At 41.9% G+C, this 26992-nt stretch carries 24 protein-coding genes, 1 pseudogene and 1 riboswitch; of the genes and pseudogenes, 3 read left to right on the forward strand and 22 right to left on the reverse strand.

Annotated features, from left to right (window positions below; genetic code table 11):
• Window positions 1-108: 108 nt before the first annotated feature.
• The gene (locus H7T92_RS00730) at window positions 109-1737 is read right to left on the reverse strand and encodes a putative polysaccharide biosynthesis protein (protein WP_201036730.1); all 1629 of its coding nucleotides are present in this window, start codon (window positions 1735-1737) and stop codon (window positions 109-111) included.
• Between the two features lie 87 nt (window positions 1738-1824).
• Here H7T92_RS00730 and H7T92_RS00735 point away from each other — a divergent pair, with 87 nt between their 5' ends.
• Window positions 1825-3270, forward strand: a complete 1446-nt coding sequence (locus tag H7T92_RS00735) for a UDP-N-acetylmuramoyl-L-alanyl-D-glutamate--L-lysine ligase (RefSeq protein WP_061591023.1) — start codon at window positions 1825-1827, stop codon at window positions 3268-3270.
• Window positions 3271-3309: 39 nt separating this feature from the next.
• Here H7T92_RS00735 and H7T92_RS00740 read toward each other — a convergent pair whose 3' ends face one another.
• From H7T92_RS00740 to H7T92_RS00775, 8 genes and pseudogenes are all read right to left on the reverse strand, one after another.
• Window positions 3310-3960 (reverse strand): DUF1803 domain-containing protein, encoded by a 651-nt coding sequence (locus H7T92_RS00740; protein WP_201036731.1) that lies wholly within the window; start codon window positions 3958-3960, stop codon window positions 3310-3312.
• 190 nt (window positions 3961-4150) lie between these two features.
• The gene (locus H7T92_RS00745) at window positions 4151-4729 is read right to left on the reverse strand and encodes a TetR/AcrR family transcriptional regulator (protein ID WP_070506876.1); all 579 of its coding nucleotides are present in this window, start codon (window positions 4727-4729) and stop codon (window positions 4151-4153) included.
• Window positions 4729-5430 (reverse strand): MBL fold metallo-hydrolase, encoded by a 702-nt coding sequence (locus H7T92_RS00750; protein ID WP_070506881.1) that lies wholly within the window; start codon window positions 5428-5430, stop codon window positions 4729-4731. Before H7T92_RS00750 ends, H7T92_RS00745 begins: the two co-directional genes overlap by 1 nt.
• 208 nt (window positions 5431-5638) lie before the next feature.
• The gene (locus tag H7T92_RS00755) at window positions 5639-6151 is read right to left on the reverse strand and encodes a YiiX/YebB-like N1pC/P60 family cysteine hydrolase (RefSeq protein WP_070506884.1); all 513 of its coding nucleotides are present in this window, start codon (window positions 6149-6151) and stop codon (window positions 5639-5641) included.
• 63 nt (window positions 6152-6214) lie between these two features.
• Window positions 6215-7150 carry a manganese-dependent inorganic pyrophosphatase gene (locus H7T92_RS00760; RefSeq protein WP_003005572.1) on the reverse strand — a complete coding sequence of 312 codons (936 nt, stop codon included), beginning with the start codon at window positions 7148-7150 and terminating at the stop codon, window positions 6215-6217.
• A gap of 125 nt (window positions 7151-7275) precedes the next feature.
• Window positions 7276-8070 (reverse strand): pyruvate formate-lyase-activating protein, encoded by a 795-nt coding sequence (pflA, locus tag H7T92_RS00765; RefSeq protein WP_003005017.1) that lies wholly within the window; start codon window positions 8068-8070, stop codon window positions 7276-7278.
• Between the two features lie 214 nt (window positions 8071-8284).
• Window positions 8285-10600: an endonuclease/exonuclease/phosphatase family protein gene (locus tag H7T92_RS00770; protein WP_201036732.1), complete on the reverse strand. Its 2316-nt coding sequence runs from the start codon at window positions 10598-10600 to the stop codon at window positions 8285-8287.
• 124 nt (window positions 10601-10724) lie between these two features.
• Window positions 10725-11477, reverse strand: a pseudogene (locus H7T92_RS00775) (alpha-amylase family glycosyl hydrolase); the annotation flags it as partial.
• On the opposite strand from H7T92_RS00775, the gene treR reads away from it, so the two are divergent.
• Window positions 11397-12041 carry a trehalose operon repressor gene (gene treR / locus H7T92_RS00780; RefSeq protein ID WP_257738968.1) on the forward strand — a complete coding sequence of 215 codons (645 nt, stop codon included), beginning with the start codon at window positions 11397-11399 and terminating at the stop codon, window positions 12039-12041. The pseudogene H7T92_RS00775 and the gene treR overlap by 81 nt on opposite strands.
• Window positions 12042-12514: 473 nt before the next feature.
• Here the strand turns inward: treR and H7T92_RS00785 are convergent, their stop codons facing one another.
• The 6 genes from H7T92_RS00785 to H7T92_RS00810 all read right to left on the reverse strand — a co-directional run bounded on the left by H7T92_RS00785 (window position 12515) and on the right by H7T92_RS00810 (window position 19828).
• Window positions 12515-13318: an ABC transporter ATP-binding protein gene (locus H7T92_RS00785; protein WP_045759752.1), complete on the reverse strand. Its 804-nt coding sequence runs from the start codon at window positions 13316-13318 to the stop codon at window positions 12515-12517.
• A 9-nt stretch (window positions 13319-13327) separates the two neighbouring features.
• The gene (locus H7T92_RS00790) at window positions 13328-14221 is read right to left on the reverse strand and encodes an ABC transporter permease (RefSeq protein ID WP_003005682.1); all 894 of its coding nucleotides are present in this window, start codon (window positions 14219-14221) and stop codon (window positions 13328-13330) included.
• 10 nt (window positions 14222-14231) lie between these two features.
• Entirely contained in the window at window positions 14232-15209 is a 978-nt protein-coding gene (locus tag H7T92_RS00795) for an ABC transporter substrate-binding protein (protein ID WP_118396620.1), read from the reverse strand.
• A gap of 408 nt (window positions 15210-15617) precedes the next feature.
• Window positions 15618-16967, reverse strand: a complete 1350-nt coding sequence (locus H7T92_RS00800; protein WP_070449287.1) for a hemolysin family protein — start codon at window positions 16965-16967, stop codon at window positions 15618-15620.
• A 115-nt stretch (window positions 16968-17082) separates the two neighbouring features.
• Window positions 17083-18564 (reverse strand): M protein trans-acting positive regulator PRD domain-containing protein, encoded by a 1482-nt coding sequence (locus H7T92_RS00805; RefSeq protein WP_195424101.1) that lies wholly within the window; start codon window positions 18562-18564, stop codon window positions 17083-17085.
• Between the two features lie 136 nt (window positions 18565-18700).
• The gene (locus H7T92_RS00810; protein ID WP_195424099.1) at window positions 18701-19828 is read right to left on the reverse strand and encodes an AI-2E family transporter; all 1128 of its coding nucleotides are present in this window, start codon (window positions 19826-19828) and stop codon (window positions 18701-18703) included.
• A 74-nt stretch (window positions 19829-19902) separates the two neighbouring features.
• On the opposite strand from H7T92_RS00810, the gene H7T92_RS00815 reads away from it, so the two are divergent.
• A complete protein-coding gene (locus tag H7T92_RS00815) occupies window positions 19903-20694 on the forward strand; it encodes an ABC transporter ATP-binding protein (protein ID WP_070595311.1) in 792 nt (263 codons plus the stop codon).
• Window positions 20695-20905: 211 nt separating this feature from the next.
• Here H7T92_RS00815 and H7T92_RS00820 read toward each other — a convergent pair whose 3' ends face one another.
• From H7T92_RS00820 to trmL, 7 genes are all read right to left on the reverse strand, one after another.
• Window positions 20906-22960, reverse strand: a complete 2055-nt coding sequence (locus tag H7T92_RS00820; RefSeq protein WP_155167437.1) for a cation:proton antiporter — start codon at window positions 22958-22960, stop codon at window positions 20906-20908.
• 12 nt (window positions 22961-22972) lie between these two features.
• Complete coding sequence (locus H7T92_RS00825) at window positions 22973-23227, reverse strand: hypothetical protein (protein WP_049474012.1); 255 nt, start codon at window positions 23225-23227, stop codon at window positions 22973-22975.
• The gene (mnmM, locus tag H7T92_RS00830; RefSeq protein WP_070595315.1) at window positions 23220-23777 is read right to left on the reverse strand and encodes a tRNA 5-(aminomethyl)-2-thiouridylate-methyltransferase MnmM; all 558 of its coding nucleotides are present in this window, start codon (window positions 23775-23777) and stop codon (window positions 23220-23222) included. Before mnmM ends, H7T92_RS00825 begins: the two co-directional genes overlap by 8 nt.
• Window positions 23761-24720, reverse strand: a complete 960-nt coding sequence (gene mnmL / locus H7T92_RS00835) for a tRNA modification radical SAM protein MnmL/YtqA (RefSeq protein WP_023918876.1) — start codon at window positions 24718-24720, stop codon at window positions 23761-23763. The genes mnmM and mnmL overlap by 17 nt, the downstream gene beginning before the upstream one ends.
• A gap of 57 nt (window positions 24721-24777) precedes the next feature.
• The gene (locus H7T92_RS00840) at window positions 24778-25428 is read right to left on the reverse strand and encodes a phosphatase PAP2 family protein (RefSeq protein WP_070595317.1); all 651 of its coding nucleotides are present in this window, start codon (window positions 25426-25428) and stop codon (window positions 24778-24780) included.
• Entirely contained in the window at window positions 25418-25975 is a 558-nt protein-coding gene (locus H7T92_RS00845) for an ECF transporter S component (protein ID WP_070595319.1), read from the reverse strand. Before H7T92_RS00845 ends, H7T92_RS00840 begins: the two co-directional genes overlap by 11 nt.
• Window positions 25976-26192: 217 nt before the next feature.
• Window positions 26193-26342, reverse strand: a riboswitch (FMN riboswitch).
• Between the two features lie 81 nt (window positions 26343-26423).
• Entirely contained in the window at window positions 26424-26966 is a 543-nt protein-coding gene (trmL, locus tag H7T92_RS00850) for a tRNA (uridine(34)/cytosine(34)/5-carboxymethylaminomethyluridine(34)-2'-O)-methyltransferase TrmL (RefSeq protein WP_070595322.1), read from the reverse strand.
• Window positions 26967-26992: the final 26 nt, after the last annotated feature.

The raw sequence follows: 26992 nt of genomic DNA on the forward strand, positions 1-26992 counted from the left end.
CTTACTATTTTATCACTATTATGAGGAGAGCGGTTTTCCCATTTTCAAGACCTAGCTATAGTTTCAAACTATAAGAAAAGGCTGGGCACTTTTTACCCAACCTCTGATTTATTTAATCCGAAATTTTTGTCTGAGACGTGTAGCTTGACCTCCGATAAAGCGGTCAAAATACCGTAGCCATAATCCTAAGGCTCCATATATAGCAACTCCTAATCCGCCAATGACGACGATATAAATCATGCTCGATACACGGCCATTTGGTGGGAAAATCCAGCCCAAAATCAAACCAGCGATCAAGACTCCAAGTAGCATCACCACAGTCAGGATAGAACCAAGCAAGGTCCGCTTAAAGACGATGGTGCGATTAAACTGAGTGATGGTTTGGATCTCCCGATACATGAGAACGATTGGCACCATTAAGGCAATGGTCGTTGACAGAAGCGGCCCATAAGAACGAAAGACCAAAATAAATGGAATCTGTAGGACCAATTTCACCACTACCCCATAAAGGAAGTAGCGAATGGCCTTGCGATTTTGAAAGAGGGCTTGAATCATTGGCGATAAGACCGTGTAAAGACCGAGAATTACGGTCTGCAACATCGCTACGATGAAAAGTCCTAAGGCCAAGCCATCTGGTTGCCCGTAGAAAACCGTATAAAGTGGTTTTGCGACTGCTACTGCACCAAAGGTGGCTGGAAGCAAGAAAGCTAGCAACATGGTCAAGTTATCCTGTACGAGCTTTCCAGCCGCTTTTAGGTCCCCCTTGACATAATTCTCTGTCAACAGAGGAATCCCGACTCCTCCAATCGAAGTCGCTACCGCAATCAAGATCATGGTAATTTTGTTTGGATTAGCAGAGAAATAACTAAACATGACCAAGAGCTGCTTTTGACTATAGTCTGTGAACCAAGACATGACATTGATAAAGGTCATCTGGTCAACAATTTGGAAAAGCTGAATCGCGGAACCTGTGATGATAAAAGGAATAGCCTCACGAATCGTATCAATCAAGAGAGCCCGAGTATCAATCCCTTCACTTCCCTCTTGCTTTCTAAAAATAGAGGAGAGCAAGCCTGTCTTTGCAAGGTAATAAAAGAGCACCAGAAGGCTCGCTCCCATACCAATAAAGGCAGCAAAGGTCGACTGCGTAACAGCTTGCACATAATCACCTGAGCCAATCTTCATAATGAAGAAGGTCGTGAGCAACATCCAGATGACCCGGATCACTTGTTCAGCGATCTGGCTAATGGCGTAAGGCTTCATGTTGTTAAAACCTTGGAAAAATCCCCGGATGACACTCATCGAAGGAAAGATCAAGACAGCCCAAGAAAGGCTCTGCATGATCGGAATCAACTCTTTTCCCCCACCTGAAAGACTAGCAAAGACAGGAGACAACAGGTACATGAGAATGGCAAATCCAAGGCCTAGAATTCCCATAAATTTCAAGAAGCCCCGAATCAAAGCAAAGCTATGATCCGCTTGGTCCCGGGTATTGTATTTGGCTACTTGCTTAGCAACAGCTACGGGTACTCCGGCTGTCGAAATCAAGAGAAACCAAGCATAGATATTGTAGCCCATTGTAAAAAGACCATTGGCTTGTGGACCATATTTTCCCATCCAAATATACCAAGGAATAATATAAGCGGCTCCTAGCAAACGGCTGATAAAGTTGCTGGCTGTCATCCAGGCAGTCCCGCGTAGCATCTGGGCTTGCTGGTCATTTTGTTCGTGACTCATTGGTGTCCTCTTTCGTTTCTTCTTCTCTTCATTATAAACTTTTCCATGACACTTGTAAAATAGGGACTTTAGGTTTACAATAGTTTTATGATTACAATTGAACAAACCCTCAACATTTTAAAACATGACCAAAATTTCCGAGAAATTCTAGTAAATGGTGAATATTACTACCATCTAGAAGGAACAAGTTTTGATGCTATTAGCTATGATAGCCGGAAGGTTTCTGCTAGCACCCTCTTTTTTGTCAAAGGGGCCAACTTCAAAAAAGAATACCTGGAACAGGCTATTTCTAATGGACTCGGCTTTTATGTCTCTGAAAAAGATTATGAAGTTGGTATTCCTGCCATCCTCGTCAATGATATCAAACAGGCCATGAGCTTAATTGCCATGGAGTTTTATGGGCACCCTGAGAAACAATTAAAACTATTGGCCTTCACAGGGACTAAGGGAAAGACAACCGCGGCCTATTTTGCTTACCATATTTTGGAACAAAGTCACCGACCAGCTATGCTGTCGACCATGAATACTACACTGGATGGTAAAAACTTCTTTAAATCGACCCTGACAACGCCAGAGAGCTTGGATCTTTTTGCCATGATGGCTGAGGCAGTAACGAATGATCGGACCCACCTTATTATGGAAGTCTCCAGTCAAGCTTATCTGGTGAAGCGGGTTTACGGTCTGACCTTTGACGTCGGTGTTTTTCTCAACATCAGTCCAGACCATATTGGACCGATTGAACACCCAACTTTTGAGGATTATTTCTACCACAAACGTCTCCTCATGAAGAATAGCCAAGCCGTAGTCATCAATAGCGATATGGATCATTTCCAAGTTTTAGCGGACCAAGTCGCGAACCAAGACCACGATTTTTATGGAAGCCAGTCTGAGAATCAAATTGAAAACTCCAAAGCTTTCAGCTTCTCAGCCACTGGTAAATTAGCTGGAAACTATGATATCCAACTGATTGGTCACTTCAACCAAGAAAATGCTGTAGCAGCAGGTCTTGCCTGTCTTCGTCTAGGTGCGAGCCTTGAGGATATTCAAAAAGGGATTGCTAAGACGCGCGTTCCTGGCCGAATGGAAGTCTTGACTCAGAAAAACGGCGCTAAGGTCTTCATCGACTACGCCCATAATGGAGATAGCTTAAAAAAACTGCTCTCAGTTGTCGAAACCCATCAAACGGGGACGATTTCACTGGTCCTTGGATCAACTGGGAATAAAGGAGAGAGCCGCCGCAAGGACTTTGGCTTACTCTTGGAAGACCATCCTGAGATCCAAGTCTTCCTCACAGCGGATGATCCCAACTATGAAGATCCTTTGGCTATCGCTGAAGAGATTAGTAGTTATATCACGCGACCTGTCGAAAAAATCGCAGATCGCGAGCAAGCCATTCAACTGGCTATGGCGACAACCAGCAAGCCTGAAGATGCCGTCATTATCGCTGGAAAAGGAGCAGACTGCTACCAAATCGTCAATGGCGTAAAAGAAGAGTATCCAGGTGACGCCGCCATCGCTGAACGTTATCTATAATCAAAAAAAACAAGGCTAGGAAGTTTTCCTAGCCTCTTTCTATTGTTTGATAAACATCAGTCTTTCCTTATCCAAGTCCACTGCTAATTCATATTTGCCTTCATCATTTTTGCGGATATAACCTAAGACTTCTAAACTATCGACAAAGATGTCCTTGCGCTTTTGCTGGACTTCTTCTTTTTTGAGAAATTTGAGCAAAAAGCTGGTCATATACTTAAGAGCATACTCAGGATTGACATCTCCCAAGATGGCATAGAGCTTTTCTTGCTCCTCCGTCAATGGGTATTGGTGAGCTACCTTATAAAAGTAATTGGAAAGGGCCTGTGCATGTCGCGCAAAGTCCGTCTCCTCTATGAGAATCGCTGCATTGGTCGTGTTGCGGAGTTCCGTTTGGAAGACCTTGGCTTTTAATTCTTGATAAACTGCACTGTCCTCTCGAACAAAGACCTCCTGATCCAAGTCAACAAGATCAGCTGACTTCAAGAAGGGCAGGTTGAGGGTGTAGCGTTTATTTTCTCGAAGGATGAAGCCCGCTTTGATATACTCCTCCATCAGCTTATCCACTGGTTGATCTGGAAATTGGGCCTTGATTTGCCGCAGGATCACATCGTCATGCTGATCCAAAAAGTTGATCAAGTCCTTGAAAAATGGCTGACGTGTCAAACGTGTAGGATTAATGATTGTAATCATAAATAGGTCTCGTTTACTGTTTTATCGGTTCGTTCTTATTGTAACATAAAAATTAGTTTAAGCGAAATCAATACCAAAGGACAAAATCTTCAATTTATGGATAGGCAGGCAAGAGGGGAAAATAAGGCAATAAAAGAACTTAGTCTTTTCAATCCAAGTTTACTGTAGAAGCCCCATAAGTTATTCCAACTCATTTCATTTCTATTATTTTAAAAGAAATAAAATCAGTCAGTAGTTGCTTAATGCGTTCTGGACATTCTTCATTGTCCCTACTGTAGATACTCACTAAGCCATGTAAAAAAATAAAGATTCCACTACGAATATTTAGCGCTTCTGCATCAGATAAGTCTTTCGGTAAAAAGACATCAATAGCTTCTTCCAACAAACGATAACTTTTCATTCTCAATTGCATCAACGGTTGCGAACAATCGCCTGAATCTTCATGCTCTCCACGGTAAAAAATCAATAATTCATAAATATTACGTTCTCTAAACCCAAAATCCACGTATACTTGACAGATTTGAAGCAGACGTTCCTTATCATTCTGCTTGGAATGACTGATTTCTAAGCAAGTATGATAGAGATGAGTTAACGGTTTTTCCGCTACTGCATATAATATATCCTCTTTCTTTTTAAAATACTGATAAATAGCTGTATGTGAACATCCTGCAGCTTGAGCAATCTGCCTGATTCCTACTTTTTGCTGAGATTCTGTCCGGAAAAGTTCTTCGGCTGCCCTGATAATTCTAGATCTTGTATCCTTTGCCATTACAAACTCCCTTTAAACCCATCCGATGCCTCAAAATCTCGTACTGCATCTTTTACCTCACTACCATGACAAACACTAACAAGTGCCTGCGAATATCTCTTGATAATTCTTTCTCCACTAGCTAAAGCTTGTCTCATATCTGCTGTATATCCTTTCATTGGTGGACGCAACTTTCCATTTCTCGTAGCTGTAAAAAGGTCTCCAGCAATTAAAACTTGATCCTCTTCATGGTAATAAACAACATGACCAGGGGAATGACCAGGAGAAAATAGGGGTTTTAATCCTGCCCTACTTAACAAGTCTTGACCCTCTTGACTTTCAACAGTTATAAAAGTAACCGGGTCAAAAATGACTTTTTCTTTCTCTTTTCTATTAGGAAAAGGTTCTTTGCCTGAAATATAGGGGAATTCCTTCTCACTGATTAAAGTCGGGATGTTCCCAAAGTGCTGTCTAAGATAGGGCAAACCTTTGATATGATCTGGATGTCCATGGGTCAGAAAAATTGCTTCAATTTTTTGTGGGAGTAAAAACTGGGCAGCGTACTTCTCCATTCCTCGCATTCCCGTATCAATCACATAAAAGCGACCAGATGATTCAACTAGCCATATGCTGACAACAAAAATGCCCAATTCGGACTCAAACTTTTTTATATGTGGACTGATTTGTTTTGTACGTGTTAATAAACGATACAAGAAAGACATATTTACTTCCTCCTTTGATTTCCAGCAAAAACTAACCAGTGGTTAGTTTTTTTGTGAAGTATATCATATTTTATCTGTCTAAACAAGAAACATCCAGAGGATATTAGAAAAAAATACAACTTTTACAAGTTGTATTCGAACGTAGAACATATTTTTCTTTAGTTTGATGCAACTCTTATAAACTGTATCAAAGATTCAGATTGTTGTTTCATGAATCCAAATCATCCAAATACCTTTCTTTAAACTGTAGCTGTGGTGATTGGGCTAACTGACTCGGGTTGGTCCCGGGCTGATCTAAAGGAACCGCTAGACCAAGCTCTCTGTAGTAATCTTCCCAAAACGAACTAATCTCTTGTTCCTCATCTCCAAACTTCATGGGAATGGTTTCAAAAATAGGAAGTAGTTCAGCAATGAACTGGGAACAATAGAAACCAGCTCCATCTGGATAAAAGGAAGCATTGTAGGGAGCCCCTAAAAGGTTTTCTGCCCGCTTTTTGACCTCTGGACAATCAATCTGCGCATAGCGATAAAGGTCATAGACTTTTCCAGCTTCAAAGAAATCCTCAGGGGCTTGGGAAAGGACGCCACCTTCTACCGTGGCATGATAAATGAAACCGTCCAAAAAGATAGCCACATGGCTATAGTTGCCAGTAGATACCTGGATGGCCTGCCCCATTTCCGTATCTTCTCTCACAAAAATCAAATCGCCCGTCTCTAACATGATCTTCTCCTAGCAAAAAAGGAGCCGAAACTCCTTTTTAATAATGGGTTTCCCCATTTATCATTATGCATTAAAGCTTTCAGTCAATTGAGGAACCACTTGTTTCTTACGTGAAACGGCACCTGGAAGGAAAGCGTGGTTGTTTTCAAGTTTGAAGTTGAAGGCTGCTTCTACCTTGTCCATGTTGGCACCAAGAGCCAAGATTTCTGAGTTTGAGTTGACGATGTCTGTAATCATCAAAACAAAGTCAGAGTAGCCGTTAGCGGCATTGGCAGCTTGGATAGCTGCTTCGATTTCAGCTTGGCGTTCCAAAACTTCCGCAATATCAACTGTGTTCACTTGAGCCACACGAACGTTATTTCCATTCAATTCAAAAGTCTTGGCATCGATGTCGATCAATTCTTCTGCTGATTTGCTTGCCAAGTTAGTACCAGCCTTGAGCATTGCAAGACCATATTCTTCCAAGTTGACACCAGCCAATTCAGCCAATTCTGGCGCAATCACTTTATCAGATGGGTGAGTTGTTGGAGATTTCAAAAGAAGAGTATCTGAAATCAAACCTGAAAGCATCAAACCTGCCAATTCTTTTGGCACTGCTACACCGTGTTCTTTGAACATGCGGTACACGATAGAAGATGCTGATCCAACTGGTTCCAAACGCATGTAAAGTGGGCTGGCAGTTTCGAAGTTAGCCACACGGTGGTGGTCCACTACACCATATACTTCTACTTCAGCAATATCTGATACTGATTGTTGGAATTCATTGTGGTCCGTCAAGATGACTTGCTCTGCACCTTCTGCTTTAGCTGATGTGATGACGCGTGGTGCTTCCACACCAAAATAGTCCAACACGAAAGCTGTTTCTTCATTTGGAGTTCCAAGGGCCACTGCTTCTGTATCCAAACCATAAGCTTCTTTTGCAAGATAAGCAAAAGCTACAGATGAGCCGATAGCATCTGAGTCAGGATTTTGGTGACCAAAAACGAGAATTTTTGACATGTTTCTACCTCTTTATTTCATTTATAGATTCACTCTATTTTAGCACGTTTTGCCATTTAAAGAAAGGGAATAGTTGTGCATTTCATCAGAAAAAGACAGCTGGAAGGCCCAACTGTCTATACTTTTTATCCTTTGACCCGTTTCAGGTAATCTTGGTAACTTTCTGTTTCCATCAAATCTTTTGCATTTTGGACCCGTTCTTTTGTCGGTGGTTTCACACCCTCCAATTTGTACGGAATTCCCAATTCACGCCATTTGAATTCCCCCATAGTATGGTAAGGAAGGATCTCAAATTTATCGACATTTTTAAGGGTTTTAACAAATTTTCCAAGCTCGATCAAATCATCATCCCGGTCTGTCAAACCTGGGACCAAAACGTGACGAATCCAGACTGGTTTTCCAATATCAGATAAATACTTGGCACAAGCTAAAATCGTTTTATTGGTATGGCTGGTCACAATTTTGTGTCGTTCATCATTGATTTCCTTGATATCAAGAAGCACCAAGTCTGTCACTGCCATCAAGCGGTCAAATTTTTCCAAATAACGAGGCGTATTCCGGAAAGGAAGAGCACAGGTATCCAAAGTACAATGAATGCCCAACTCTTGAGCCTTGGTAAAAAGTGCAATCAAAAAGTCAATCTGCAAGAGGGCTTCTCCTCCACTGACAGTGATTCCCCCTTTTTCGCCCCAAAATCCACGATAACGGAGGGCTTCTTCTAGGACATCATCCACTGTCCGTTCACGGGACTTGTTGGTTTCCATTGCCCAAGTATCTGGATTGTGGCAGTATTGACACCGCATTTGACACCCTTGAAGGAAGACAATAAAGCGGATCCCAGGCCCGTCTACTGCCCCAAAACTTTCTGTTGAGTGTACCATTCCTGTTACTTTTCCATAGTCAACTGTTTCATTTTCCATTGAGGAACCTCTTCTCTTGAAAACGTTTTATGATTTTATTATAACACGATTCCACCTATTTTAAAGAGTTTAAGCTTCTTTTTGAAAAGAAACTGTTCTTTTCAGTAGTTTTCATTGTCCTAGTACAGTTTCCAATATGGGACTATCTGTCCTGTATTTTAGGAGAAAAAAAGGAGCCAGCGACTCCTTTTTTAGATCTTTCTTATAAAACACGTCAGTGAGTCATCTTTTTCTTCTTGTACAAGACAAGACTCATCGTAGCTACTGCCACTCCAAAAAGAGCTAGATAGCTTGTTTCTTGTCCAGTAGATGGAAGGATTTTCCGTTTACCTGGTGTCTTGGTTTCTGTTGTTGCCTCCTCTTCCTTGTCGTCTTGCTTCTCATCTTCGTTCTTGCCCTTCTCTTTGCTTTCAGCTGTTGAACTCTTTTGTTCATTGGCTTGAGTCTGATGAGGGACTAGTTGAGATCCTGTATTCGATGAAGAAGGGCTGGTTTGATCCGTTGGTTGTCCTGTATTTCCTTGTTGATCATCTGTCGGCGTTCCTGGAGTTTGTGCTCCACTAAAGTCGATTTGGACCAAGACAGGATCATGGTCTGATGCACGACCATGTTCCTTCATAAAGGAAGCATTGATATGGACTGGTTCAAACCTTGCTTTAGCTGCCATGTTGTTTGAGATAAAAATGTTATCCAAAACCTGATTGCTTCCACGGTAGAAATAGGAATAGCGATCGCCTGCATCATGTTGGGCCATTAAGTTTGTTAGTTCGTTGCCAGCAAGGATCTGCGCCGTGGTTGAGAAATCATAGTCATTAAAATCACCCGTCAAAACAAAGGTGGTCTTCGGATTTTGCTTCAAGCCTTCTTGGACGAATTGATGAATGACATTTGCTTGTGCTTTACGAGTTGGCAAGGTATGTTCCACTGCTGGTTGGCTTGCCCCATAAATAGCATCATCTCCGATTTTTGATTTCAAGTGATTGGCAATCACCACAACTGGTTGACCTTTGAATTCAAATTCAACGGCTAAAGACTTGCGAGTATGATCAAACGATGGGTCATTAGGGGCAATCCGAGCTGGATTTTTAACCAGGTGTCCCTTGTCAAATTGTGCTGCCTCGTTGCTAGTTGCTACCTCTTTTTTGGCTAAGCTCACGCGTTCTGGATTGTAGAGGATTCCCAAACGAATATTCGAACCAGGCTTTCCTCCGTCAGCGCCATCTACTGGAGCAACCTCCGTATACTCATAGTTCTTGCCCCCCAATTCCTTGATCCGATTAGCTAGTTTGCGTCCACTTTCAACACCACTGGTCGTTCCGTCATCCACACTACCATTATTGTCCTGCACTTCGATCAAAGTAATGATGTCAGGATTGTGAATTTCATGGATAAAGGAATTGGCAATCAGCGTCACCTTATCCTCTGGGGTTTCATTTTTAGCATTGTTGGCTGAGAAATTTTCAATATTGTAGGAAGCGATGGTCAGCTTGTCCTCACTTGGTTGGGTTTGAGCTGCTTGACGCTGCAAACCACCATCTTGGACTGTCAACTGTTGAGTGGGCTCTAACTTATAAAAGCTATTTCGATAGGTTACCACTCCTGTCACGTCTTCTGTAAAGTAATCCTTGGCTTTTGCGACAAACTGATTCCCAACATAAATCGGGATCGTCGCTGTATTTTGCGCATGTGGCCGTAGATTCAGACCTCCAATATTGTTTAAAGGAAGGCCTGTAAAATCTTCTCCCAAGACATAGATATCTCCTTTGTATTGGGGACCAAGGATATGCGGTTTCTTCACCACCGTGAGCATTCCTTCCAGGCTTTCCCAATAATCGAGGGCATCGGTTTCTGGAGCATAAGCCGTCGGATTAGGCTTCACATCTGCTGGCATGCCCGCAGTGATATTCACAGCTTCTGGAAGAGGGGCTGTCCCATCTTTTGTGATCCAAGCATCGACCAGCATGGTCACCGTTAAACTATTCGTTGGTTCCTTAAAGGTTTTCCCAGCTCCCAAGGTAACCTCTTCCATATAGCCTTCCTTGACGATACCAGTGATTTTCACCTTGTCACCGACTTTCACCTTGTATTTGGAAACAACATAAATCCCATCTGAAGTACGGCTATTGCCATCCGATTCAATATCTTGGGCATAAAAACCATAGCGGTCTGTCTTGGTCACCACTGCATTTTTGATGGCCACTTTTTGGCCTTCCAGTGGAGAGCGTTGCGCTTCCCCTTGAATGTCCCCGATCTTAACCGTTTTCTCCTCAGTATCGTCTGAGGAACTGCTAGATGTCTCTTCTTTATCCCTCGAAGCTCTCGTCGTAGCTTCTGTAGTTGTTGTTGTAGCGGAAGTCGAATGATTTGTCGAGCCTTCCTCGCTACTAGTGTTCGTCACAAGCGCTGGCTCTGAAGTCGAAGCTGTGGTCTCGTCTGCAACTACTGTAAAGGTACTACTGAAGACCCCCAACTGACTAGCCAATAAGGTGGCTACTCCCAGTAAGCGAATCTTTTTACCGTTTTTTCTCATGCGTTTCTCCATCCCTAAAAAGTTTTCCTCTTTTATTATAAGGGAATGACTTTGTATTTTCAAGCGCTTTCAAAAATATTTTTCAAAAAACACTTCGACCCAAAAAGATCGAAGTGTCAAGAACTTAAACTAAAATTGCCAGTGTCTGATACGGTTTCAGAATTACTTTTTCAGCAAGCTTTACATTCTCATAGTTGGACAGGAGCACGCGCCCTGCTTGGTAGTCTTCTGGAATCGCTACTTCAACTTCACTTCCATAGAAATGATTGAGTACCAAGAGTTTTTGACCATCTAAGTGGCGTTCAAAGGCATAGACTTCTTGACTATCTTCCAGTGCTGGCTGATAGCTGCCTTCTGAAATGATGGGCATTTCTTTACGCAAGCTAATCAATTCTTTATAGAAGGTAAAGATTGGTCCATCCATTTCCTTTTCAACATTGATGTCTTTATAGGACTTCCCAACCTTCAACCATGGTGTGCCTGTTGAAAAACCTGCATTTTCAGAAGCATCCCATTGCATTGGCGTACGAGAATTATCACGTGATTTGGCTTGAATAATCTTAAAGGCTTGCTCAGGTGACTTACCTTGATCCAAGAGCATTTGGTAAGCATTGATAGACTCAACATCCACATAATCTGCCATCGAATCATAGTCTGGATCTATCATGCCGATTTCTTCTCCCATGTAGATATAAGGGGTACCACGTGACAAGTGAAGGCTAGCTGCGAGCATGGTCGCTCCTTCATTGCGGAAGTTCTTGATATCTACAAAGCGATTCAAGGCACGAGGTTGGTCATGGTTATTCCAGAAGAGGGCACTCCAACCATCTCGTTCACTCATTTCCTTGCCCCAAGTATGATAGAGACGCTCAAGCTCTTGCAGGAGGAAGGCTTTATCGAGACTGTTCAAGGGATGGGGTCGCAAATTTGTAGGCAAGCACACTTTGACTTCCCCGTTTCCCAATTAACCAGCTACCAAGAAATCGTCAAAGCTTCTGCTCTTCACTCAGAAACCAATGTCATTCGTTTGGAAAAGATCAGTATCGATGAAAAAGGCGTTAAAAAGACAGGTTTCCCCCTTCACCGATTGGTTTGGAAAGTAACCCGGCAACGGGTGGTGGATGGTGTCGCTTCTGTCTTAGATATTGATTACCTAGACAGAGAGCTGATCCCAGGCCTAACTAAGGAAATTGCCCAGCACTCTATCTACCAATATATAGAAGAAGACTTGAAATTGCAGATTGGCTATGCCAAAAAAGAAATTTTGATTTCACCAATCGATAATCGTGACAAAATCTTACTGGATCTTGGAAAAGACAAACACGTGGTAACGGTCCGCTCCCAAGTTCACCTAGCAGACGGACGCCAATTCCAATTCACCGAAAGTCGACACAAATTAGACAAGTTTCATTTTGTCGACTATGCAGAGCGGAGGAAATAAAAAAGGAGTTCAGTGAAAACTTCTGAATCAATTTTTTAGAATATGGACAAATTACATTTACATAAAACAACCTAATTGATGCAAAATAATGAAAATGATATTTTTTCCAAGGTTCATTCAAACATACACTGAAACTTTTCGCTGTGAGAAATGTGCCTGAAATACAATTATTTCAGGCACTCGGGAGTTTTGAGACCTTAGGCTCAAAACTAAGTCATGGAACTTCTTCGAAGTTCGCTGACGTCCGTACTCACCTAAGAAAAGTTTCTGAGATGACTTTGTCATCAATCTGAAAGAGGCTGGGACAAAAGTCCTAGCCTCTCAATTGTTTTTGGATTGTCGAGCAAGACGCAGTGGTTGAGTGGGCTCTACTACGCTGATTTCATCAGCTTTTACAGCCCTACTCAACTGTGCGGAGGTGAGACGACGAAATCGAATTCTAACGAATGACCGATTTCTGTCCCACTCTCATTTTATCCTAACACCAATTCATCACTCACCAGGGTTTCACCACTGTTTTGTTGGAAGAGGCGCATCAAATCTTCAACCGTTAGGTTTTTCTTTTCTTCTCCTTTGACATCGACAACGACCTTGCCTTGGTAGAGCATGATCAAGCGGTTGCCGTATTCAATCGCATGGTTCATATCATGCGTAATCATCAAGGTTGTCAAATCATGGCTTTCCACGATCTTTTGTGTCAATTCCATGACCATTTCACTAGTCTTAGGATCGAGCGCTGCGGTATGTTCATCCAGAAGCAAGAGTTTGGGTTTGACCAAGGCTGCCATGACCAAGGTCAAAGCTTGACGTTGCCCACCAGACAAATATTGGGTATCCACCTTAAGACGGTTCTCTAAACCGATATTCAGTTCCTTCAAGGCTTCACGGAATAATTCGCGATCTTTCTCCCGAACTCCCCAGCCCAAACCACGAGATTTCCCCCGACGTTGGGCAATGGCCATATTTTCTTCAATGGTCAAACGAGAAGCTGTCCCCATCTTAGGATCTTGGAAGACACGCGCAATATCTTTCGCACGCTTACGAACACTCGTATTTTTGATGGAGTTACCTTCTAGCAAGATATCCCCTTCATCCACGACCAGATTTCCTGCCAAGATGTTCATCAAGGTTGATTTCCCAGCTCCATTTCCACCGATGACCGAAATGAAGTCCCCTTCTTCTACTTGGAGATCCAAGCCTTTTAAGACATGGTTTTCATTGACTGTTCCTGCTTCAAATGTCTTATGAATACCTTCAATTGATAATAATGTTGCCATACTTTTCTCCTATTTATTTCCTAACTTCAGTCCACGAACACGAAGACGTTTTTGCGCCTCAGGAGCGAACAAGACAATCGCGAGCAAGATCGCATTGAAGAGACGAACCATATTTTGATCGAGATTTGGGATCTCGTAAATATTTAAGATAATCAAACGGTACACAATAGCTCCAACCCCGATGGAAAGCAAGCGCCAACCAATGGTCAATTCGTGGATCAAAACTTCAGCGATAATCACCGCACTCAAACCGACTACGATCGTCCCTGTACCAGAAGTCACATCTGAGAAACCATCATTTTGTGCAAACATGGCTCCACAAAGGGCAATCAAACCATTGGAAATCATGTATCCCAACATCTTCATGTTATCTACATTGACCCCATTGGCTTCACTCATTGGAATGTTATCACCAGTCGAGCGCAAAACCAAGCCAAGTTGCGTCTTCATTAAGAGAGTTAACAAGATACAGACGATGATCAAGCAAGAAATGCTAATTAAAAAGACAGCTTCTTCATTGGATAAGCCCAATTTCATGACACTTTTGAAAATGGTACTGGCATCGCCAATAGAGAGGTTGGGTACTCCCCCCATGATTTTAATATTGATAGAGTAGAGACCGGTCAAAGTGACAATCCCTGTCAAGAGGGCTGGAATTTTCATTTTTGTATGGAGAATCCCAGAAACCAATCCTGCGATCATCCCTGCCAGGAAGCCCAACAAAGTTGCAAGCCAAGGGTTTCTTCCTGCTTGAATTTGGGAAGCTACAACTGCTGCCCCAAGTGGAAAGGCTCCTTCTGCCGTCATGTCAGCAATATCTAAAATTCGAAATGTTAAGTAAACACCGATCGCCATGATCGACCACAATAAACCTTCTGATAAACTTGATAAAACGAAATTCATCTCAAACCTCCTATTTTTCTACCTTCAACGAGCTAATATCAATTCCAAGCTCTTTAGCCATCTCTTTATTGGTATGCAATTCTAATTTTTCAGGTGTTTCAACTGCGACTTTGCCGGGTTTCTCACCCTTCATGATGCGAATAGCCATCCGAGCAGCTTGTTTTCCCAATTCCTCATAATCAGTACCAAAGTTGTACAAGCCACCAGTAGCTACCATTTCAGCAGATCCACCAAAAACGGGCACCTTATGGCTGAGGGAAACCTGTTTTACAGTGTCCATTGTAGAAGAGATAATATTGTCCGTCGGAACAAAGACGATATCTGCCTCTGACATGATACTGTCTGCTGCAGCTTTCACATTGTTACTATCGAGAATTGTTTTTTCAACCACTTGATAGCCTTTAGCTTCTAAGATCTTCTTCGCATTGTCTTTTTGGACGACGGAGTTAGGCTCACTTTGCGTATAGAGAATCCCAACTGTTTTCGCTGTTGGAAGCACTTGCTTAATCATGTCTACCTGTGTAGCGATCGCATCTTCTGACTGGTCACTTGTCCCTGTGATATTGCCACCTGGTTCTTTCAAGTTTTTCACCAATTTCGCTGCCAATGGGTCGGTCACAGCTGAGAAAACAATAGGTGTTGATTTAGTGGTATTAGCCAAACTTTGTGCGGAAGGGGTTGCAATCGCAAAGACTAGATCACTTTCTTCTGCCAATTGTTTAGAAATATTTTTCAGATTTCGTTGCTCCCCTTGAGCATTTTGGAAATCGATCTGAATATTTTTCCCATCTACATAGCCCTCTTTCTTCAACTCCTCGATAAAGCCTTTTCGTGTCGCATCGAGCGACTTATGGGTGATGTACTGGGAAATCCCAATTCGAAAGACATTGTCTTTTTTAGTATCCTTTAGATTGTGTAAGGTCACCAATGATGTTAACAGAAGTCCTACAACCAGGACAGGTGCTAGCAATTTTTTCACTACTTTCATTTATTGACTCCTTTTCTGCAAAATAAACAAAAAATCCGCTTAGATGATACTCTAAACGGATGCTTGAAATTCTCCAACAAGTTACAAAACCTCGGTCCATTTAGATACTAGCTCTATGGACCATCATCAAAAATCTTAGCCACATAGATACAAACAAATTGCTTGGGTTGTTTGCATCCATGAGATCATGTCTACAAACACTATCTAAAGTAGCTAAAGTAAAATTTTTGAGTTGAAATGGCTTGTTGCTTCATGTTTATTTTCTGCTTTCTTTTTTTATGGGTATTATCTTACCTTAATTTTTTTTGGCTGTCAAGACTATTTCAGAAATTTTTGAAATTTTTTGAAAATTCAACTGGTCCTGACAAGAAAAAAACAGAGGCTGGAACACGTCCAGGCCTCTATTTTTTAATCTTCTTTTGATTTAGTTTCTTCATCTTCCTCGACGATTTCAGAAATTTCAACTTTCACCTTGGTCACACGACCATTTTTTACTTTGTCGTTTGTCAAAATGAGGTGTTTCTTTTGACTATCGACTTCACAGCTGAGTCGCTCTTTCAAGGTTGGAATTCGCCCAACCTCTGTCAGATAATACCCTGCAATGGTATCCACATCATCACTTTGCAACTCAACATCAAAATATTCGTTAAAGTCATTTAGTGACATGGCTCCTTGTACGACATAGGTATTGTCCGCAATTTCAAAGACATCAATTTCTGCTTTGTCAGTCTCATCGTCAATTTCACCGACGATTTCTTCCAAAAGGTCTTCAAGAGTAACCAAACCAGACATCCCACCATATTCATCAAGCAGAATAGCCATTTGATTTTGGGTATTGCGCAATTCCTTCAAAAGATCATCCACAAAAATGGTCTCTGGAACAAACAAAGGTTCTTGTAAAATCTTTCTTAAGACAATATTATCAAAGCCATTGATAAATCCTTCGTTCAAGAGACGTTTGGTATGGATGAGACCGATGACATTGTCCTTGTCATCATCATAGACAGGAATCCGTGAAAAGTTTTGCTTAAGGATACTTTCAATGATTTCTTTGGTATCATCATTGATATCAACCATGAAGGCATCCGTCCGTGGCACCATGACTTCACGCGCTACCATTTCATCTAATGAAAAGATCCCTTGGAGCATCTCAATCTCGTCCGCATCTAGTGTTGCTTCACTATTGGTCAGCATATACTCGATTTCATCCCGCGTCATCTTTTCATCCGGATCATCGAATTCCATTGGCGTGATACGGCTCAAAAGGTTGGTCGACGCTGAAAGCAACCAAACAAAGGGGCTAACAATTTTTCCTAATAAAATGACAATCGGAGCCGTTCGAACAGCTAACTCATCTTTCAGGTTCATAGCGATTCGTTTCGGATAGAGTTCCCCAAATACGATCGAAATATAAGTCAAAAACGCTAGAGATAAAAAGCTTCCAGCTGCAACAGCCGTTTTAGTATTGCCCATCCATCCAGCAATGACATGACCAAGGCTATCTGCAAGACTCGCCCCAGATAAGATGGTAATCAAGGTGATCCCCACCTGAATAGTGGATAAAAAATGGTTGGGCTGTTCCAAAACGCTAAGAAGACGAATGTATTTTTTATCCCCTTCTTCTGCTTTTTGCACTACACGAGAACGATTCAACGATACCATTGACATTTCGGTTGCCGAGAAAAAGGCGTTCAATAATGTCAAAACAATCAATAAAATAAATTCCAATAAAATTTCCTGACTGCCAGGGTCTTCCATGGATACTTTCCTCCAGTATATAATATTGTATATTATACCACAAAATATGAGAGCCTGCATTCTTCTATGTCATTTTCTTTTTTCACCATCAAAAAATCAGGACCAGGTCCTGATTTTAGTGCTCTGCACTGGTAAAATCATAAAAGAAGGCATTGAGTTTTTCAACCAGCTCTAGCGATGAGAGACTACTTGTACAGATAAAAGGTTTTTTCTTTAATTCCGGCATCATAAAGTTGGCCACCACGACATCTGCATCTGAAGCTTCGATATCCTCTACTGTTAGATTATACTTGATCATCTGAGTAAATTCAAAGTTATCCGTACAGTAGAAATCTAGAAAATCGATCATGGATTTAGCATGGTGGTCATCAAAACGACTGATAATCAAGACCTTAATGGACTTCCGGCGGCGCAATAATTGTGGTAAGAGACGTTCCCAGTGAGTGTAGACCGTGTAGATCATGTGCTTGATAATTTCTTCATTCAGATTATGCTTCATGGTCTTCATATAAGTGATGATATGGTCTCTCAAATCATCATAGAAGGCTGGGAAGATGCTCATAAAATCTTCGTTGGTATTGGTCTTGGTATCAAATAAGAGGAACTCCGAGAACAATTCCTTCCGACCTAAGTGAGCTGTATTATGAACGTGCATCAACATCTCATCAAGATTTTCGATATCTAAATCATAGGTATAGCATAGATCTTTGAACATATCTTTAATGAGTCTAGTGGATTCTTTTGCATAAGGATCTGTTTCTGCGGCCTCAATCAAGCTTTCTGGGCTGAAATAGAAATTTTCTTGAATAAAGATGATGAAGAACTGCTCCAGCACTTTTTCATTTAACTCGACACCCAACTGCAAGCTAAAGTAGCGCAACATCTCCTCAACATTGGTCACCCCTTGATATTGATCTTTATAGGCTTCAAAGGTCGTTGGAATGTTGATGAAATAGCCTTGCTTAATACGTGATAAGTACACTGTCAAGAGAACTTTGTAAGACTTAATGACAGAGAAGGTCAATGGATAGCCATAGAGCTTGAAGAAGAAGGTGATCAAATCGGTCACGGCCTCTTCCTTAAATTCTGGGAAAGGCCACTCCATATAGTAATAACGTTCCGCAAAATACTGGGCATAGAAGAAACGAACATCCACTTCATCCCCGACAAGATTCAAGGGTTTCAAATCAATCTTTACATTGTATTTTGTTTGAAGCTTCTGATTAATCGTCCGAATCAAGCGGTAGAAAGACTGGTAACTCAGATCAAACTTTCTGCAAATATATTCATTGGAAACATCCTTGTGGAAGAAGAGGTATTCAATCAAGGCGAAGGCTTGTGATTCTTTAAAAAAGTGATGGTAAATCACCTCAAGCCCAACCGAATCCTCATAACTGATCTTGATCCCATTGGTAGAGGATTCAATTAAAAAGTCATCAAATGTACTACGAAGATTAGACAAATCTTCTTTTAACGAACGTTCTGTACAATCCAAACGCTTGGCCAACTCTTTCAAGTGGAACCATCTTTTTTCCTTAATCAAGATTTCCAACAATTGCAATTGGCGTCTCTGTTTTTTGGATAAGAGGAGTCTCATCTTTCCCTACCTTTTCATATTTTCTTTCAAAATCACTTATATTTTAACACATTTCATAGCACTTGTTGACTTTTTTACGGTATTTTTTCAAAAAAATGTACAAAAAAGACTCCAAGGCCCATATAGGCGCTAGAGTCTAAGATTTATTAATGATTCCAAATTCTTCTTTTTTCTTCTGCTCCTTCGCAGCACGGTGGTTATCATAAAGATTTACCAAGAATTTTACAATTTCTTTCCCAATCGAATAGACTGGAATCGCGACGACCATTCCGATAATTCCGTAAATATTACTTGAGAGCAATAAGAGAACCATAATGGTAATCGGGTGAACCTTCATCACGCCTCCAACGATACGCGGATAAAGAATATTGCCATCGATCTGCTGGATAATCAACATGTAAATGACTGCTTTGATCATCATATCCATATCGGTAAAAGCATAAGTGATGATCATCGGAATCAAACCGATGGTTGGTCCTACATAGGGAATCAAGTTAGCCAGCCCAGAAAAGATGGCAAAGACCAAAGCGTACTTCAATCCAATAAAACTATAGCCAATGTAGGCTAGTGTCCCAATGATCAAGGCATCGATTGAAATACCACTAATATAGCGGGAGACCGTTTCATTCAAACTAATCAAGAGGCTTGAGATATGGAGTTTGTCATTGCGTAAAATGGTCCGCTCTAGCATGGGCAATAACTTCTTCCCATCGATCAAGAAATAAACCAAGAAGACGGGGGTCATGATCAAAATAAAGACCGTATTGACAATGGTGTTAACCACACTTCCCAAACTGTTGGTCACACTATTTAAGAGATTTTGTAGGATATCCATATAAGAGAGATTCAACTGTTGAATCGTAGATTGGATATTTACATTCTGGAACAAAGGATTGGCCGAAAGTTTTCGAACCAAACTTTGGACTTCCCAGTATAGTCCTTGAGTTGAATTAATCAAGCTGGTTAACTGATTGATTAAGATTGGGAGCAGATAAAAGATCCCTAGACCAATGATCCCAAACAATAGTACTAAGGTGATCAAAATCCCAAACACACGCTTGATTTTTAAGTGTTTTTCTAACAATTCAACAATCGGGTTGGTGATATAGTATAAAAAACCTGCAATTAAAAATGGTAAGAGGATGGTATTCAGAACAGATACAAATGGAGAAATCAAAGTCCCCATTGATTTCCAAATATAGAAAATCACCGTCAATAATAAGATCTCACATGTCCAGAATAACAATTTACTATTTCGAAACATTCCTTACCTCCTGTTTTCTATTCTACCATATTTTATGATAGAATAAAGGAGATTTTAATCAAAAGGATGAAGTTATGAATAATTTGATTGAACTACAAGACGTCAATTTGATCCGCAATGGAAAAGCCCTTTTAAAAGAGATTAACTGGCAAGTAAAAGAAAATGAATGCTGGGCCATTTTAGGCTTAAATGGAGCAGGAAAATCGACCCTCCTCAAACTGCTCATGTCTGAATACTGGGCTAGTTCTGGCCAGGTAACGGTCCTTGGAACCCGCTTTGGAGAAGGGGGTATTCCTGAGTTACGTAAGCGTATTGGGATCGTTAGCTCCTTTATTTCAGAAAGACTGCCAGAACATCTTTTGACAGAGCAAATTGTCCTAACTGGTCAATACAAGAGCAGTATTTTATATACTGCATACGGGGAGGAAGAACTGAACTGGGCACGGGATATGCTAACTTCAATTGGAGCTAGCTCTTTGATCGGCCGCAAATACCGGGAGCTCTCCCAGGGAGAAAAGCAGACCGTTCTCATTGCACGAAGCCTCATGGACCAGCCAGATCTGATCATTTTTGATGAAGCTTCTAGTGGATTGGATCTCTTTGCCAGAGAAAAGCTCCTCCGTCAGATCCATCATATCAAACAACTGGATCACGCGCCTACCATGATCTACGTCACCCACCATGCCGAGGAAATTACAACAGATATGACCCATGTCCTCTTACTCAAACATGGCCAAGTGGTCGAGCAAGGACCAAAGGAAAAGATCCTAACTCCCCATGTCCTTAGCCAATTTTATGAAGCACCAGTATCCCTTATTGATCTTGGTGATGAGCGACTCTTTGTCAAACCAGAAATCGCACACTGAAAAGAAAATGAATAAAGCAAAAAGAGAGTGGGACAGAAATCGGTAATTCGTCAGAATTCGATTTCGTCGTCCCACCTCCGCACAGTTGAGTAGGGCTGTAAAAGCTGATGAAATCAGCGTAGTAGAGTCCACTCAACCACTGCGTCTTGATCGACAATCCAAAAATAATTGAGAGGCTAGGATTTTTGTCCTAGCCTCTTTTACTCTTATCTCAACGATTCCGTGCATACTCGATCAAATCGTATGGAAGCGTATTGGCACTTTCTCTTAGGGAATAGCTTTCTAATTCATTGACATTTTGCCGCATACGGCGCGCTTGCTTAGCGGTAATCAGGTGTTGCGCTTCATATTCAAAAATAATCTTACGCTCCAAATAATAGCCTCTCAACATTTCATCGATATTATTTGGTTTCACGCGATTAATAACCCGCTCCACAAAGGCCCCACTGGTAATAATAGCTGTCTCTCTCAGACGAGATTCTTGTAGGAAAGAAATCAAACTGCTCCGATAAACCCCCTTGAGGTCTTCCAAACTTTCGATGATGATTTCCGTATTGGCCAGATAAAGGGCCGCAATCTGGTCATAATCAATGGCCTCTAACTTGCTGTCTTCTCGGGCCCACCAGTTTCGCAAGCCAGACCCAAAAGTTAAGATCTCATGAACTAATAAACGCAAAAGGCGGAAAGACACCAAGAGGTAATAGGTTAAGCGAGACGAAAGATTGCGATTGACACGTTGCTCCATATTGCGAAGATAGCGTTGATAGACGCGGTAGCCCCGCTCTCGAATCTTCCCTTCTTCATAAGCCTGTTCCAAGCCGTCACTTTCAATACTCAAAATCAGGAGCTTCAACTGTTCCCAGTCCTTTTGAATGAGCCTGTTTTCTTGGCCCAGAATCAAGTTTTCTATGCGACCATGGTAGTTATCAATCGCCGCATACAAGGGTCCCTTGTGCTTGCTATTCTTTAGGTCTGCTTCTAATTCCATGACGACATCATTTAAAATCGCGATCTGCATCAGGTAGTCATTGGTTTCTTCCTTTTCTTCTGATAATTTTGGAAGTACCACTAAGCCAGCAATAAAGCTGACAAGGGTAACTCCTGCCACTAAAAAGAGTAGGATAGGGTATTCTTTTTCGATCTTGGTTGGAATCAAAAGAATCGTCGCAATCGAAACCGTTCCCTTCACACCCGAAAAAGTCAGCAATAAGGCATCTTTTAGATAATTTCTCAACGATTTTTTTAGTCGAGCCGTTCGGAACCAATAAAAGAGGTAAACCATGACAAAACGAATCAAAAAGAGCAAGGCTGTCAACACAAAGACCGAAAGAACTAAAAGAAGATCATTGTAAATGGGACTACTTAAGATGGGCTTGGAAATCATTTCCAATTCCATTCCTAAGATGACAAAGACCGACCCATTTAAGATAAAGTTGACCGTATTCCAGACAGTATGACTCACAGTATCTACCCGCGCTTCAAGGAGGGTAATGTGCTTAAAGCGACTGGCTTTTAGGATTCCTGACACAACTACTGCAATGATACCAGAGACATGGAGTTCTTCTGCTAAGAAGAAGGTCAACAAAGGGAGGCTTAGTTCTAATAACAATTCACTGGCAATATCACTGGCGCGAACACTCAAGAGTAAGGTTTGCAACCAACGGTTCACAAAGGCCGTCAAGATCCCCACTGCAAATCCTCCAATGATGGAGATTCCTAAGGAAACCCCTGCCTCTCCAAGAGAGAAACTTCCGGTCGCAAGGGCTGCCAAGGCCACTCGAAAGGCAACTAGACCTGAGGCATCATTTAGTAACCCTTCGCCTTTTAAGATATTCGAAACCCGCTTTGGAAAGCTAAAGCGCTCAGACAGGGAGGCAAAGGCTACTAAGTCGGTAGGCCCAAGGGCTGCCCCCACTGCCATACAGGCTGCTAAAGGAAGGCTCAGCCATAAGGAGTGAGCTGCCCAGCCCAAACTAATGGTTGAGATAAAAATCACTGGGAAAATCAAATAGAGGATGATCCGCCAGTGTTTCAAGACAGAAGTAATATCTGCTTCTTCTGCCTCTCGAAATAAGAGAGGGCCAATGACCAAGGCCAGAAAGAGCTCGGTATCCAGATGAAAATTTTCTTCTGGCACAAAGAGAGCCCAACCAATCCCTAGTAAAATTTGAATCAAGGGCAGAGGAAGGCTCGGCACAAGTTTATTCGTGGCATTTGAGACGATCAAAATCATCGAAAAGATCACTGTATAAAGGAGTAGTTCCATATCACTCCCTCCTTAGCGTTCTTGGCAGCAGGTCTCAAATTGCTGTTTTAACTCCGCAATCTTTTGGTCTGTCTTGGTTACATCCTTGTGCTCAATCTTCTTTTGGCACCGTTCCATCTCAAGCGAAACCAATTTCTTTTTTATTTTGAGCATCTTTTTGGTCATATGGGCTTCATCATAAAAACCCATTGCACGCTCGTGGATGGTTGATTCAACAAAATGATGTCTCAATCCTTCGATTTTATTCTTTAAATATTCTTTATCCATGACGGTAGCTTTCTAATTTTTCGATCATGACCAAAAAGGGTGGCTGATTCACTTGATTCAGTGTCCGGTAGATAGTCGCTGTATAGTCTTTTTGAGGCAGATGACTAACAAAGTCCAGCACTGCATCACGCTCGATGTCTCCTCCCTCATGACCATAATAGATCATAATAGCCATTCGCCCACCTTTTTCTAGGCGAGCACAGATTTTTTCCATCGCTTCAATCGTGGTAGCTGGAAGAGTAATGACCGATTTATCTGCAGATGGCAGATAACCCAGATTAAAAATAGCTGCTTTGATGGTCTCCACATATTGGTCCACATGCTGGTGGCCATCCAAAATCAATCGGACATGTTGAAGTCCCAACTTCTCCAATCTTTCTTGAGTATTTACAAGTGCCTGCTCTTGAATATCAAAGGCATAGACCTGGCCTGCTAGTTGGGCTAAAAAGGCCGTATCATGTCCATTTCCCATGGTCGCATCCACCACCACATCTTCTTTGGTGATGACTTCTGCTAAAAATTGATGGGCCATTTCAAGTGGTCGAAGCATCGGCAGTCTCCTTTTCTTCTAGCTTACATCCTTGGGTACTTCCACGACGACGCATTTCAGTTTCAATGGCGTTTAGGACTTCCCATTTGTTGAGGCTCCACATAGGGCCAATCAACATATCTCGTGGCGCATCCCCGGTAATCCGGTGGATGACAATGTGTTTGGGGATGATCTCCAACTGGTCACAGATGACCTTGACATACTCCTCCTGGCTCATGAGTTGAAGTCGTCCTTCATGATAGTCCCGTTGCATCCGTGTATTGGTCATCAAATGCAAGAGGTGTAACTTGATGCCATCAATTTCATTATCGGTCACACAACGGCGAACATTTTCCACCATCATCTCATGCGTCTCCCCAGGAAGGCCATTGATCAAATGGGAGACGATCTCTGCCTTGGGCACCTGTTTGCGAATACGCTTGACTGTTTCAACATAGAGATCATAACTATGGGCCCGATTGATCAATTCAGAAGTCGCTTCATAAGTCGTCTGAAGGCCCAACTCGATCGTCACATGCATGCGCTCTGTCAGCTCTGCTAGGTAGGCCAAGGTCTCATCTGGTAAACAGTCCGGGCGCGTACCAATGTTGATTCCTACCACTCCTGGTTCATTGATGGCCTGTTCATACCGCTCTCGAATGACTTCCACTTTATCGTGGGTATTGGTGAAATTTTGAAAATAGACCAGATACTTCTTCACATCTGGCCATTTCCGATGCATAAAATCAATCTCTTTGTAAAACTGTTCTCGGATTGGAGCTTCTGGGGCCACAATGGCATCTCCTGAACCCGAGACCGTACAAAAAGTACAGCCACCGTGGGCGACTGTTCCGTCTCGATTGGGACAATCAAAGCCTGCATCAATTGGGACTTTAAAGGTCTTTTCTCCAAATAAGGTTCGATAATAATCATTCAAGGTATTGTAGGATTTCATACCCTTCATTATAGCAAAAAAAGAGTCGAACTCAAAACGCGAGTTCGACTCCTAGTTGTTAGATGCTTATTTTTGCTTGCCTGTAAAGCGCCATTGAAATCGCAAGCGATCATACAAGGGATACTCAAACTGTAAGACAGCAAGACCCAAAATCATACTGCCGAGAACGTCTGATGGGTAGTGGACCCCGACATAAACCCGGGAAACCACAATGGTCACGATTCCCAGAACCAGCAAGCCTTGAAGGCAATAGCAGGCTGTTTTATGTTTTACATGTTGGCTGATGATGATGATCAAACTTCCCAAAACAAGGGTAGACGCCAGTGAATGACCACTCGGAAAAGAAAATCCTTTTTCCTCTACTAGATGAAGAATACTTGGTCTCGGTCTCTGGTAGATATTCTTTAGAAGAAGAACCAAAAGACCAGTCAATACCAGATTGCTTCCAAGAAAAAGAGCTTCACTGTACCATTTCTTGTAAGCAAAGACCGCTAGCAGAAGACCCACCCAGATGACAATGATCTTGGTATCCATGACGTGGGTCACCTTGGTAAAGAAGGCCGTCAGTGCTGCAGGCAGATCGCCTCGAATAGCAGATTGAATGGTGCTATCAAAGCCTGTTAATTGTTGCGGGTAAAAGCGAATCACATACCCAAGAATGACAAAAATGAGAAGGGCGAAGCTTGCCTTCGCCCAATGTTGTTGTTTATTTTTCATATTTTTTCAAAATCGGTTGCAATAAGGTATAGATCAACCCAAATGCGATGGCCCAAATCACTCCTTCGATCAGGTTAAACGGTGCAACCATTGCAGCTAAATAGTGGACAAGCCCTAGTGTTTTCGAAATATTATAGTTCATAAAACGAGCATACAAAGGGATTGCATAGACATAGTTCACCAATACCATCGCGATACTTAAGCTGATCGTTCCAACAATCGTTGCCAGGACAAATCGACCATGGGTCCGTTCCTTGTTCCAAATCCATGCAAAAGAAAGGACAAAAACAAGAACTCCAATGATATTGATTGGTAATCCAATCAAGGTTTCAAGCCCCTTATTATTTAGGGCTAATTTAAGGACAGATCGGATCAAGGTTACCCAAACGGCACTTTTAAAATCCAATAGGACCAAGGCCAACAAAATGGCGATGATACTCAAATCAATTTTGAAGAAATCTATCAAGAAAGAAAATTGATAGAACATCAAAATAAAAGATAAAGCGGATAAAACAGCCACTAGGGTCAGTTTACGTGTATTTGTCATAACAGGTTCCTCCAATTTTTTAAAAATTAGAGAAGCTGGAAAGACGTCTACTCCATCATTCTACTCTAAACTATTTAAACAAAGCTTAAACTCGAAACCATTCTAGTTACTCTAGCTGGTCTCCATCGAAACATGCCGTTAGTCAGTCCCAGCCACTAACGTTTTATTCCCATGCATCAGCTCTAAACAGATCAGAATAGCTGTCAGTCTATTCGTCTCTCGTCTTCTCCCATCCAGACTATACTGTCGGTTGTGGAGTCACACCACATCAGCTTGCGCTCGCGGACTTCTTTTAGAGTATGGAAAAGAACATTTCCTAGTAAAAGTCACCGCCGGTCGGGAATTACACCCTGCCCTGAAGACCCTTTTATGATAACAAAAAAAACTTGCCTAGGCAAGTTTTTGTAACTTTATAGATTACATCGTTCGGTCTTTTAGTTTTCATCGGCTATTTGAGCTTGTCGTGCTCATAACGATGGCTCAACTCCAGCCCTTTAAAGCCCTGCTGGCGAAGAGCCTCATAGACAATCATGCAGACGGTATTGGAGACATTTAAACTACGGACATGCTCGTCATTCATCGGAATGCGAATGGCCTTCTCTTCGTGCTGGCGCATAAATTCTTCCGGCAATCCTTTATCTTCGCGTCCAAACAAGAAATAATGGGACTTCCCATCCTGATAAGAAACGTCCGAATAGGTCTGATTTGCAAACTTGGACACTAGGTGTACCTGACCGTCGCGCGCCGCTTCCATAAACTCTTCTAGGCTATCATAAAAACGGACATCCAGCTTGTCCCAATAATCAAGTCCTGCTCGCTTCATTTTGCGATCATCGATCGGAAAAGCCATGGGACGAATGATATGCAAGGGGGTATTGGTCGCTGCACAAGTCCGTGCAATATTTCCCGTATTTTGTGGAATCTGAGGTTGGAACAAGACGATGTGGTTTTGAGCAGCTGACTCTTGGTAGTCCAGTTCTTCAATATTCATACTCGATCTCTTTCTGATAAAAAAAT

Source organism: Streptococcus parasanguinis, assembly GCF_016648855.1.
Classification (GTDB): Bacteria; Bacillota; Bacilli; order Lactobacillales; family Streptococcaceae; genus Streptococcus; species Streptococcus parasanguinis_L.